Origin of the sequence: Streptomyces sp. NPDC102467 (genome assembly GCF_044765445.1) — a bacterium.
Taxonomy (GTDB): domain Bacteria; phylum Actinomycetota; class Actinomycetes; order Streptomycetales; family Streptomycetaceae; genus Streptomyces.
This window is the reverse complement of the sequence record NZ_JBIWKA010000008.1, coordinates 425,055-437,312: the sequence shown is the minus strand read 5'-3', so window position 1 is coordinate 437,312 and position 12,258 is coordinate 425,055. Positions and strand designations below refer to the sequence as shown.

At 70.9% G+C, this 12,258-nt stretch carries 6 protein-coding genes and 1 pseudogene; 5 read left to right on the top strand and 2 right to left on the bottom strand.

What is annotated here, in order from left to right:
- Positions 1-90 (top strand): annotated as a pseudogene (locus ACIREE_RS19635) (flagellar motor protein MotB); the annotation flags it as partial.
- A gap of 17 nt (positions 91-107) precedes the next feature.
- Here the strand turns inward: ACIREE_RS19635 and ACIREE_RS19630 are convergent.
- Complete coding sequence (locus tag ACIREE_RS19630) at positions 108-1,286, bottom strand: PP2C family protein-serine/threonine phosphatase (RefSeq protein ID WP_404153276.1); 1,179 nt, start codon at positions 1,284-1,286, stop codon at positions 108-110.
- Between the two features lie 185 nt (positions 1,287-1,471).
- Here ACIREE_RS19630 and ACIREE_RS19625 point away from each other — a divergent pair, with 185 nt between their 5' ends.
- From ACIREE_RS19625 to ACIREE_RS19610, 4 genes are all read left to right on the top strand, one after another.
- A complete protein-coding gene (locus ACIREE_RS19625; RefSeq protein ID WP_404153273.1) occupies positions 1,472-2,299 on the top strand; it encodes a PTS sugar transporter subunit IIA in 828 nt (275 codons plus the stop codon).
- 230 nt (positions 2,300-2,529) lie between these two features.
- Positions 2,530-4,104, top strand: a complete 1,575-nt coding sequence (locus ACIREE_RS19620) for a PTS ascorbate transporter subunit IIC (protein ID WP_404153270.1) — start codon at positions 2,530-2,532, stop codon at positions 4,102-4,104.
- Positions 4,105-4,369: 265 nt separating this feature from the next.
- Positions 4,370-5,554, top strand: coding sequence for a right-handed parallel beta-helix repeat-containing protein (locus ACIREE_RS19615; protein ID WP_404153267.1), 1,185 nt, complete (start codon positions 4,370-4,372; stop codon positions 5,552-5,554).
- Between the two features lie 185 nt (positions 5,555-5,739).
- Positions 5,740-8,238 carry a polysaccharide lyase family 8 super-sandwich domain-containing protein gene (locus ACIREE_RS19610; RefSeq protein ID WP_404153264.1) on the top strand — a complete coding sequence of 833 codons (2,499 nt, stop codon included), beginning with the start codon at positions 5,740-5,742 and terminating at the stop codon, positions 8,236-8,238.
- 221 nt (positions 8,239-8,459) lie between these two features.
- Here the strand turns inward: ACIREE_RS19610 and cobN are convergent, their stop codons facing one another.
- Positions 8,460-12,248 (bottom strand): cobaltochelatase subunit CobN, encoded by a 3,789-nt coding sequence (cobN, locus tag ACIREE_RS19605; RefSeq protein WP_404153261.1) that lies wholly within the window; start codon positions 12,246-12,248, stop codon positions 8,460-8,462.
- Between the last annotated feature and the right edge of the window lie 10 nt (positions 12,249-12,258).

The following is a 12,258-nucleotide window of genomic DNA, read 5'->3' as shown; positions in this document are numbered from 1 at the left end:
ACCTCGATCACCCTGGACTGGCCCTGGAGCCCGCTCGTCGACCAGCGCGGCGCCACCCACCCGGCCACCTTCGTCAACCCCATCGGCTGACCAACCACCCCTGCCGGTCATCCGGCTCCGGACTCGGCCCCGCCCCATGAAGGCCTCGGCGCGAACGCCAGCAGCGCCATGTCGTCGTCACGGTCGCCGCCCGTCCAGGCCGCCACCGCTGTCACCACCGCGTCGAGCAGGGCGGCCGGGTCGGCCGGAGTGGGGCCCGTCAGGTGGTGGGACGGGTCGAAGAAGATGCCGGCCTGGTTGCGGGCCTCCGTCACGCCGTCGGTCACCAGCAGGACCAGGGCGCCCGGGGAGAGTGCGAACTCTTCGAGTCCGGGCAGGGGCCCGGAAGCTCCGGGTAAGTTCAGGCCCAGGGGTAACCCCGGTCGCGTGGACGGCAGTTCGCGTACCGCGCCGTCCGTCGTGAACAGGTACGGGGACGGGTGGCCGCGGCTCAGCAGGCGCAGCGTCCCCGGTGCCGCGCGGGGGAGTTCGGCGAGTACCGCCGTCGCGAAGCCCTCCCAGCGTTCCTCGCCGCCGCGGCGCTCCGCCTCGCGCACCGCCGCCTCGTCCATCCGCAGCGCCACCTCGTCGAGGCCCGGCACCCGCACGGCCGCCTCCCGGAACGCGCCCAGCAGGATCGCCACCAGGCCCACCGCCCCGAGGCCCTTCCCCCGTACGTCCCCGGCGACGAACCGCACGCCCCACGGAGTGGCGAGCGCCGCGTAGAAGTCGCCGCCGATCCGGCTCTCGCTCTGCGCCGTGCGGTAGTCGACGGCGACCCGGGTTCCGGCGAGGACGCGGGGCGGGGTCGGCAGCACCGCCCGCTGCGCGGCCTCGGCCACCTCGCGGGCCGCGGCGAGCCGGCTGCCGTAACGGTCGCGCAGGCGGTTGGCGATGATGGCGACCCCGCCGGCGACCAGCACGTTCAGCGCGTCCACGTACTCGTGGATCTCGTGCTCGGTGCCCAGTGCCACGGTGATCGCCAGTTCCAGGGCGAGGGCGGCCGCCGACACCGAGAGCGTCGCCCGCAGCGACAGGAACGCGCCCGCCGACACGCAGGCCAGCGCGAAGAGCGGCGTCGCCCGCACCGCCGAGGGCGTCACCAACTCCAGGACCAGGGCGACGACCAGCACCGCCCACGGCAGCCACCGCAGCAGCCGCGGGGCGCCGACGCGCGGTCCGCCGTCCCCTTCGCTCCCGCCCTCGTTCTCGCTGCCGGTCGTGGTCGTGGTCGCGCTCGTCGTCACGCCAGGGCGTCCTTTCCACGGGGGAGCCGCATTTCAGCGGCCCATCGCAGCACGGCCGCGCCCGCACGGCGACTCATCGGAGGGCCTTTGCAGGTAGTTCACCCCTACGGAGGGTCCATAACGAAAGCGTCACAGCGCAGCGTGTCGCCGGGACACGGCGCGGGACACCGGGGGCGACTGCTCGCATGAGTGAACTGAGCGACTTGATTCCCGTCGAGGCCATCCGCCTCGACGTGGCGGCCCCCGACTGGCAGGGCGCGGTGCGGGCCGCCGGTGACCTGCTGGTGGCGACCGGGGTGAGTACGGACACGTACACGCAGGAGATGACCCGCAACGTCGAGGAGAACGGGCCCTACATCGTCATCGCGCCGGGCTTCGCCTTCGCACACGCACGCCCCTCCCCCGCGGTGCGTCGCACGGGCATGTCGTGGGTGCGGCTGGCGAGCCCGGTGAGTTTCGGGCACGAGACGAACGACCCGGTCCATCTGGTCGTCGCCCTCGCGGCGACCGACTCCGGCGCTCATACGCAGGCCATGGGCGCCCTGGCCCGGCTGCTCGCCGACAGCGACATGGCCGGGCGCCTCGACCGGGCGCCGACCCCCGAAGCGCTGCGGGCCCTCCTCGTCCGGGCCGAGGGAGGAGACATTGCCGAGGGCGGAGACCTTCAGGAGCAGGAGAAGGAAGCCGCAGCCGCCGCCCCGAAGAGCAAGAGCGGCTCCGCGCACGGCATGCACAAGATTCTGACCGTGTGCGGCAACGGCGTCGGCACGAGCCTCTTCCTCAAGTCCACGCTCGACAAGGTGCTCGACCGGTGGAAGTGGGGCCGGTACATCACCACCGAGGCGACCGACACCATCTCCGCGAAGGGCAAGGCGTCGGAGGCCGTTGCCATCCTGACGTCGCGGGAGATCGCCCGCACCCTCGGTGACGTCGGGGTACCGGTGCGGGTGATCGAGGACTTCACCAGCACCAAGGAGGTCGACGCCGCGCTGCGCGACCTTTACGACGTCTGAGCCTGGAGCGGCTTGACGACCTCTGAGCCTGGAGCGGCTTGACGACCTCTGAGCCCGGAGCGGCTTTACGACGCCTGAGCCCGGAGCGGGTTTACGACGCCTGAGCCCCGCGCGGCTATACGACGCCTGAGCCCGGAGCGGCTTTACGACGCCTGAGCCCGGAGCGGGTTTACGACGCCTGAGCCCCGCGCGGCCGCACGAAGCAACCCCCACCACCTCACGGAGTCCCCATGAACGTCCTCGTCGACATCGCGAAATTCGTCGTCAACGAGATCCTGAGCGTCCCCGCCTACCTCATCGGCATCATCACCGCCGTCGGCCTCATCGCGCTGAAGAAGAGCGCGGGTCAGGTCATCGGCGGCGCCATCAAGGCGACGCTCGGCTTCCTGCTGATCGGCGCGGGCGCGACGCTGGTCACCAACTCCCTGGCCCCGCTGGGCACGATGATCACCGGCGCGACCGGTTCGCACGGGGTGATCCCCACCAACGAGGCCATCGTCGGCATCGCGCAGGCCGAGTACGGCTCGCGCGTGGCCTGGCTGATGATCCTCGGGTTTCTGATCAGCCTGCTGCTCGCGCGCTTCACGCCACTGTCCTACGTCTTCCTGACCGGGCATCACATGCTGTTCATGGCAACGCTGTTGACGATGGTGCTGGCCACCGCGGGCCAGGACTCCTGGGTCGTGGTCGTCGTCGGCGCGGTGCTGCTCGGCATCATGCTGGTGGCGATGCCCGCCTTCGCGCATCCCTGGACCAAGCGCGTGACCGGCAACAACACGGTCGCCGTCGGGCACTTCGGGACCGCCGGGTACATCGTGTCCGGCGCGACCGGGCAGGTCGTCGGCAAGAAGAGCCGCTCGACCGAGGAGATGAACCTGCCCGAGGGGCTGCGGTTCCTGCGGGACTCGATGGTCGCCACCGCGCTTTCGATGGTCCTCATCTACATGATCATGGCGATCGTGTTCCTCGCGAAGGCGGGGAAGGCGGAGGCGTTCAAGTCGTTCGCGACGGGCGGCGGCTCGGCCTCCACGGGTGTGGGCAACTACCTGATGGCGTCCCTCGGGCAGGGCCTGCAGTTCGGTATCGCGGTCGCCGTGATCCTGTTCGGCGTGCGGACCATCCTGGGTGAGCTGGTTCCCGCCTTCCAGGGCATCGCGCAGAAGGTCGTGCCCGGCGCGATCCCCGCCCTGGACGCGCCGATCGTCTTCCCGTACGCGCAGAACGCCGTGCTCATCGGCTTCATCTGCTCGTTCATCGGCGGCCTGGTGAGCCTGGGCATCATCGCCGGCGTCTTCAACCCGGCGTTCGGCACCGCGCTGGTGCTGCCCGGCCTGGTCCCGCACTTCTTCACCGGCGGCGCGGCGGGTGTCTTCGGCAACGCGACCGGCGGCCGCCGCGGCGCCGCGATCGGCGCTTTCCTCAACGGCGTCCTGATCACGTTCCTGCCCGCGTTCCTGCTCGGCGTGCTGGGCTCGTTCGGCACGGCCAACACCACTTTCGGCGACGCCGACTTCGGCTGGTTCGGGCTGCTCATCGGCAACGCCGCGAAGGCCGGGAAGGCGGGCGGCGTCGTCCTCATGCTCGTCATCGGGCTTGCCGTGCTCGCCGGGGCCGTCGTGTGGCAGAAGCGGGTCGTGGAGACCGGCTGGGACCCGGGGGCCAGGCGCGCGGCGCTGCTGCCGCCGGAGGACCGGCCGGAGCAGCACGCCGCGGCCGCCTCCGGAGAGACGCCGGTCTCCCGCACGTACGCGAAGATCGCGCCGCCCGCGGGGGCGCCGGTGCCGCCGCCTCCTCCGGAGGGTTAGACGCGGCTACGACCCCGGCCGGCGCGGGCCCCGGGTTCCCTTCGTGGGAGCCCGGGGCCCGTCGTCGTCACGTACTCCTGCCGTCACGCATTCCTAAAATGTTCATGTACTTGCCTACCAGATACATACATGAACCTTGACGCGTGCACGACACGCCCCTACGGTCCAGCCAGATAGCGCTTTCTACCCGTAGCCCCATGGTGCCCGGATGCCCTCCGGGTTCATGCACACGAACCAGCCAACATCCATACAGGGAGACCGAACCATGGAACTGAGACCACTCGTCGCTTCCCTCGGCCTGCTGGCCGGCACCCTCGCCACCGTGGCGTCCGGCACCACCGCCCAGGCCTCCGCGCAGGCACTGACGACCGTGTACGTGGCACCGTCGGGGACCGACTCCGCCGCCGGCACCCAGACCGCCCCGACGACGCTGGCCTCGGCGATCAGCCGCGTCGCCGCCGGCGGCACCATCTATCTGCGCGGCGGTACGTATGCGTACGCGCAGACCGTCACCGTGCCCGATGCCGCCGACGGCACCTCCGCCGCGCGCACCAACCTGGTCGCCTACCAGAGCGAGAAGCCCGTCCTCAACTTCTCGGCGCAGAGCGAGAGTTCGACCAACCGCGGGCTTCAGCTCTTCGCCTCGTACTGGCACGTCAAGGGCATCGTCGTGGAGCACGCCGGCGACAACGGCATCTACGTCGGCGGCAGCAACAACATCATCGAGAGCACGGTCACCCGCTACAACCACGACACCGGCCTTCAGCTCGGCCGCATAGCCTCCAGTACGGCCAAGGCCCAGTGGCCGGCGAACAACCTGATCGTGAGCGCCGAGTCGCACGACAACGCCGACTCCGACGGCGAGGACGCCGACGGTTTCGCCGCGAAGCTCACCACCGGGACCGGCAACGTCTTCCGGTACGCCGTCTCGCACAACAACATCGACGACGGCTGGGACCTCTACACCAAGACCGACACCGGGGCCATCGGGCCGGTCACCGTCGAGGACTCGCTGTCGTACAGCAACGGCACCCTCTCCGACGGAACCGTGAACACCAACGGCGACCGCAACGGCTACAAGCTCGGCGGCGACGACATCGCCGTCAACCACGTCGTGCGGCGCTCCATCGCCTTCGGCAACGGCCACCACGGGTTCACGTACAACTCCAACCCGGGCTCGATGGCCATCTCCAACAACCTGAGCATCGACAACGCCGAGCGCAACTACTCGTTCGACAAGGGCACTTCGGTGTTCAAGAGCAACACCTCGTGCCGCTTCGGCGTCGACGGGTCGAACGACAAGACCGTGGGCACCGCCGACAGTTCGAACCAGTTCTGGACGGGCACGAACGGCTCCCGCTGCTCCTCCTACAGCGGCGCCCTCAAGTGGTCGTACGCCTCGGACGGCAAGCTCGTCGTGACGCTCGGCGGGAAGACCGTGAGCCTGTAGGTCACCCGGCGGTGGAGGGAGCCGCCTCCACCGCCTCCACCGTTTCCCCCGCCTCCACCGTTTCCCCCGCCTCCACCGTTTCCCCCGTCTCCACCGCCTCTTGTCGGCGATCAGCCCGTCTGCTTGACTCCGGCGGCGCGAACTCAGTCGTCCCGTCAGTCGTCGACCCAGGCGGAGGTAGCCCGATGGAGATCACTCGTAGACGTCTGCTGAGCGCGCTGGGAGCCGCCGGGATCCTGGCGGCCGTGCCCGTCGAGTGGGCGAGCGCCGCCGAGGCCGCGGACGGGGCGGCCCGGCTGATCGCCAACACGGTCGACATATTCGCGGGTACCGCCGGGTCCAACTCCCGTACGGAGACAGCCGCGAAGCTCGCCGCCGTGGAGAGGACCGCCCGCGCGAACCTGGCGTCGATGGACGCCGCGACCGGGGAGGACGAACTGTTCGCCGGGGTACCGCTCGGCACCAGCGACCCGAACCTCAACACCAGCTACCAGCGGCTGTACGAGATAGCCCTCGCCACCCGTACACCCGGCATATCCCCTGATCTGTACGGGAGTTCGGCGGCCCAGGACCGCGTTCTCGACGGGCTCGCCCGGCTGCACGCGCATTACTACGGCGACCAGTCCACCGGCTACTACGGCAACTGGTTCTACTGGGAGATCGGCCTCTCGCAGCACATCAGCAAGACCCTGGTCCTGCTCGCCGACCGCACGCCCGCCGAGCTGGTCACCGCGTACATCGCCTCCATGGACGCCTACCTGCGCAACGGCAAGGACGGCGACGTCGACCTCGACTCCCGTTTCCACACCGGCGCCAACCTCGCCGACATCACCACCAACCGCATCCTCCAGGGCGCCCTCACCACCGACGAGGCGCGCATCCGCAAGGCGCTGACCGATCAGCTGACCGTCTTCGCGACCATCGACCCGTACACCCTGAACCATGGGGTGACGGACGGGTACTACGCCGACGGGTCCTTCATCCAGCACGCCTCCGTCGCGTACACGGGCTCGTACGGGAAAGGGCTGCTCAGCCGCGTCGTGCAGACCCTGAAGCTGCTCGACGGGACCGGGTTCGCGCACGGCGGGGAGCTGGTGCCGACGGTGCACGGGTGGGTGCGGGACGGGTTCGCGCCGCTGATCTTCGAGGGCTGGATGATGGAGGCGGTGAAGGGGCGGGCGGTCTCGCGCACCGGCACCGGGTACGCGGACGTCGCCACGATCGTCGAGGCCGTCGTCGACCTCGCGTCGCTCGCCGACGGAGACACGGCCACCGCCCTCAAGTCGTACGTGAAGCACCTACGTGCCACGTCGCGGGCCGCGCTCGACCCGGCCGTCTTCGTCTCCCCGCTCAGCATCGTCCGCTACGCCGACCTCCTCGCCGACGCCTCCGTACCGGCCGCCGATCTCAACCCGGCTGCCCGCTCGGTCGCCTTCAACGCCATGGACCGCACCGTGCACCGCCGCCCCGGCTACGCGTTCGCGCTGGCCCGCAGCTCGCGGCGGATCAGCAAGTACGAGTACATGAGCGGCGAGAACCTGATGCCCTGGTTCCAGGGCGACGGTGCGCACTACCTGTACCTCTCCGGGCAGGACCAGACGCAGGCGTACGGCGTCGACTACTTCACGGCCGTCTCCCCTTACGGACTCGCGGGCGTGACCGCGCCGGTCGAACACCGGGGTACGGTCCCGGAGTTGTACGCCGGCAAGCTCTTCTACGACAACCCGGGCCACCCGCTGAACTTCACGGCGTCGTCCGAGTCCCAGAACACGTACGTCTACTTCCCGACCGCCACCCAGGACCACTCGGGCGGCGCCGTCCTCGGCGCGTACGGGGCGGTGGGCTGGGTGCTCTCCGACGACGTGCCGTGGCGGGACAAGCGGGCGGGGGTCCTGCCGGACGATTTCGTGGTGTACCGGAGCGCGCGGGCGACGAAGTCGTGGTTCCTGCTCGACGACGAGATCGTGGTGCTGGCCGCAGGGGTCGGGGACGCGCCGGGCGCGGGCCGGGCGGTGACGACGACGCTGGACGCGCGGATCGCTGCCGCGACGGACCAGGTGACCGTCTCCGAGGGGCGCGGCTGGGTGCGGTACGCCAACGCCACGCAGGGCACAGCGGTCGGCTACGCGCTCCTCGCCGGGCCCGCCCCGAAGCCGCGACTCGACACGGTGACCCGCAGCCGCCGCGTCGTGCGCACCGCGAACCCGGACACGGCCGTCACCCGCCAGGTCTTCTCGCTGAGCGTGGAGCAGCCCGCCCGGTCCCCACTCACTTCATTTGCCTACGCGTTGCTGCCGAATGCCTCCGAGTCGGCGGTCCGGCGCCATCGCGGCGCGGAGATCCTCACCAATACGCCACGCCTGCAAGCCGTACGGCATCACGGACTCGGCCTGACCGCCGCCAACACCTTCGCCCCGGGCAGCCACCACATCCACCACATCCCCGGCCTCACGATCGAGGGCCCGGCCTCGGTCCTGGTCCGCGGCGACAAGAAGAACGTCACGGTCGCCGTCGCCGATCCGACCACTGCCCGGGACACGGTGACGGTGGTGCTGCGCGGGCGGGCGCTGCGGAAGGTGTCCGGCGACGACGCGGTCCGGGTGACCCGGGTACCGGGAGGCACCCGGCTCGATGTCCGCACGCGCCACGCGTACGGGCGGAGCTTCACGGTGACCCTGCGATAGGGCGCGGGCTCAGAACTCCGCCGTGTCCAGGGCGAAGCCGAGGGGTTCGGGGAGGGGGACGGTGAGGCCGAGCTTGTAGGAGGCCTTGGTCGCACAGGCATAGCTGCCATGACAGACCTCCTCCTTCGCTCAGCGCGACGGTCCCAGAGTAGGCGGAGCCAGGCAGGGGAACCTCTGCTCGCTCGAACGAGCGTGCAGGCGCGTTTCCCCTGCTCAAAGGCCTATTCGTCCGACTCCAGGTCGCCTTCCGTCTCCAGGTAGACCTGGCGCAGGGCCTCCAGGACCTGGGGGTCCGGCTTCTCCCACATGCCGCGGGATTCGGCTTCCAGGAGGCGTTCGGCGATTCCGTGGAGGGCCCAGGGGTTGGCTTCGGAGAGGAACTGGCGGTTGGTCTCGTCCAGGACGTACGTCTCCGTGAGCTTGTCGTACATCCAGTCGGCGATGACGCCGGTCGTGGCGTCGTAGCCGAAGAGGTAGTCGACCGTCGCGGCGAGTTCGAAGGCGCCCTTGTAGCCGTGGCGGCGCATCGCCTCGATCCACTTGGGGTTGACGACGCGGGCGCGGAAGACGCGGGAGGTCTCCTCGACCAGGGTGCGGGTGCGGACCGTCTCGGGGCGCGTCGAGTCGCCGATGTACGCCTCGGGCGCCGTGCCGCGCAGCGCGCGGACGGTGGCCACCATGCCGCCGTGGTACTGGAAGTAGTCGTCCGAGTCGGCGATGTCGTGCTCGCGGGTGTCGGTGTTCTTGGCCGCGACCGCGATGCGCTTGTACGCCGTCTCCATCTCCGTGCGGGCCGACTTCCCGTCCAGGTCGCGACCGTACGCGTAGCCGCCCCAGACCGTGTAGACCTCGGCGAGGTCCGCGTCGGTGCGCCAGTCCTTGGAGTCGATCAGCTGGAGGATGCCCGCGCCGTACGTGCCGGGGCGCGAGCCGAAGATGCGGGTGGTGGCGCGGCGTTCGTCGCCGTGCTCCGCGAGGTCGGCCTGCGTGTGGGCGCGGACGTGGTTGTGCTCGGCCGGTTCGTCGAGGGAGGCGGCGAGGCGGACCGCGTCGTCGAGGAGGCCGATGGTGTGCGGGAACGCGTCACGGAAGAAGCCCGAGATGCGCAGGGTGACGTCGATGCGGGGGCGGTTCAGTTCCTCGTACGGGATTGCCTCCAGGCCCGTCACTCGGCGTGAGGCGTCGTCCCAGACCGGGCGGACACCGAGGAGGGCGAGGGCCTCCGCGATGTCATCTCCCGCTGTGCGCATGGCACTTGTGCCCCAGAGGGAGAGGCCGACGGAGGTGGGGTAGTCGCCGTTGTTGTCGGTGCGGTAGCGCTCGATGAGGGAGTCGGCCAGGGCCTGGCCCGTCTCCCAGGCGAGGCGGGAGGGGACGGCCTTGGGGTCGACGGAGTAGAAGTTGCGGCCCGTCGGGAGGACGTTGACCAGGCCGCGGAGCGGGGAACCGGACGGGCCCGCCGGGACGAAGCGGCCCTCCAACGCGCGTACGGAGTTGTCGAGTTCGGCGGTGGTCGCGTCGAGGCGCGGGACCACCTCGCGGGCCGCGAAGTCGAGGATCTGGTGAACGGGGTTGTCCTCGGGGCCCGTTTCCTCCGCACCCGGGTCCTGCCGCCTTGTGCACCCTGCCGCCCCAGGCGGCAGATTGCCCAAGGTGGTACCCACCTGGGCCGGATCCCAGTTCGCCGCCTCCATGGCTTCCACCAGGGCGCGGGCCGTTTCCTCCGCCTGGTCCGCCGCCGTGCGGGTCGCCGCCGACTCGTCCAGGCCCAACGCCTCGCGCAGGCCGGGCAGGGCCTGGTTGCCGCCCCAGATCTGGCGGGCCCGCAGGATGGCGAGGACGAGGTTGACGCGGTCCCCGCCGGCCGGGGCCTGGCCCAGGACGTGCAGGCCGTCGCGGATCTGGGCGTCCTTGATCTCACAGAGCCAGCCGTCGAGATGCATGATGAACTCGTCGAAGCCTTCGTCCTCGGGCCGGTCCTCGACCCCCAGGTCGTGGTCGAGCTTCGCGGCCTGGATGAGGGTCCAGATCTGCGCGCGGATCGCGGGGAGCTTCGCCGGGTCCATGGCGGCGATCTGGGCGTGCTCGTCCAGGAGCTGTTCGAGGCGGGCGATGTCGCCGTAGCTCTCGGCGCGCGCCATCGGCGGCACCAGGTGGTCGATGAGCGTGGCGTGCACGCGGCGCTTGGCCTGCGTGCCCTCGCCCGGGTCGTTGACGAGGAAGGGGTAGACGAGCGGCAGGTCCCCGAGTGCGGCGTCCGGCGCGCAGGCGGCGGAGAGGCCCGCGTTCTTGCCGGGCAGCCATTCCAGGTTGCCGTGCTTGCCGAGGTGGATCATCGCGTCCGCGCCGAAACCGGCGTCGTCCGCCGACGCCGCGATCCAGCGGTACGCCGCCAAGTAGTGGTGCGAGGGCGGCAGATCGGGGTCGTGGTAGATCGCGATCGGGTTCTCGCCGAAGCCGCGCGGCGGCTGGATGAGGATCAGCAGGTTGCCGCGGCGCAGGGCGGCGAGCACGATGTCGCCCTCGGGGTTGCGGGAGCGGTCGAGGAACATCTCGCCGGGCGGCGGGCCCCAGTGCCGCTCGACACTCGTCCGCAGTTCCTCGGGCAGCGTCACGTACCAACGCTTGTAGTCGGCGGCCGGGATGCGCACGGGGTTGCGCGCGAGCTGCTCCTCGGTCAGCCACTCCTGGTCGTGGCCGCCCGCGTCGATGAGCGCGCGGATCAGCTCGTCGCCGTCACCGGAGGCGAGACCAGGGATGTCGGCCGGGTCCCCGAAGTCGTACCCCTCGGCGATGAGCCGCTTGAGCAGGACGATCGCGGAGGCGGGGGTGTCCAGGCCGACCGCGTTGCCGATACGGGAGTGCTTGGTGGGGTACGCGGACAGCACGAGCGCCAGCTTCTTGTCCGCGGCGGGGATGTGCCTCAGGCGGGCGTGGCGCACGGCGATCCCGGCGACGCGGGCGGCGCGCTCGGCATCGGCGACGTACGCGGGGAGCCCGTCCTCGTCGATCTCCTTGAAGGAGAACGGGACGGTGATGAGACGCCCGTCGAACTCCGGCACGGCGATCTGGCTCGCGGCGTCGAGCGGCGAGACGCCCTCGTCGTTCTCCGCCCAGTCCGCGCGGGACGAGGTCAGGCACAGGGCCTGGAGGATCGGGACGTCGAGGTGGGTGAGGGCGCCCGCGTCCCACGACTCGTCGTCGCCGCCGGCGCTCGCCTCGGCTGGACGTGTGCCGCCGGCCGCGAGGACCGTCGTCACGATCGCGCCGACGGGGCGCAGGGCTTCGATCAACTCCGGTTCGGGGGCACGGAGCGAGGCCACGTAGAGGGGGAGAGGGCGGGCTCCTGCGCGCTCGATCTCGTCGCACAGGGTGTGTACGAAGGCCGTGTTGCCGCTCATGTGGTGGGCGCGGTAGTAGAGCACGGCGACCGTCGGGCCGTCGGCCCGCGAAGGAGTGCGGTCCAGCGGGCCCCAGGTCGGCGCGGGGGCCGGGGCCTCGAAGCCGTGGCCGGTCAGCAGCACCGTGTCGGAGAGGAAGTTCGCGAGCTGGGCGAGGTTGGCCGGGCCGCCGTGCGCCAGGTACTTGTGGGCCTCGGCCGCGATACCGACCGGGACGGTGGAGGCCGCCATCAGCTGGGCGTCCGGCGCCTGTTCACCGCTGAGCACCACCAGCGGGACCCCGGCGGCGGTCAGCCGGTCGATGCCGTCCTGCCAGGCGCGGACCCCGCCGAGGAGCCGTACGACGACGAGGGCGACGCCGTCGAGGAGCGCGGGAAGCTCGGTCTCGACGTCGAGGCGGGAGGGGTTCGCGAAACGGTACGTGACCGGGGCGTCGGCGGCACTCGCGGCGGATGCGGCACTCGTGGCAGAAGCGGCGCTCGTGGCGGAAGCGGCGTTGGCGGCGTTCGCCGCGCGGGCGCTGAGCAGGTCGGTGTCGGACGTCGACAGGAGCAGGAGCTGCGAGGGCTGGGGCTGCGGCTGCGCGGGGTGCGAGGGCTGCTGGGGCATGCGTCGTCTG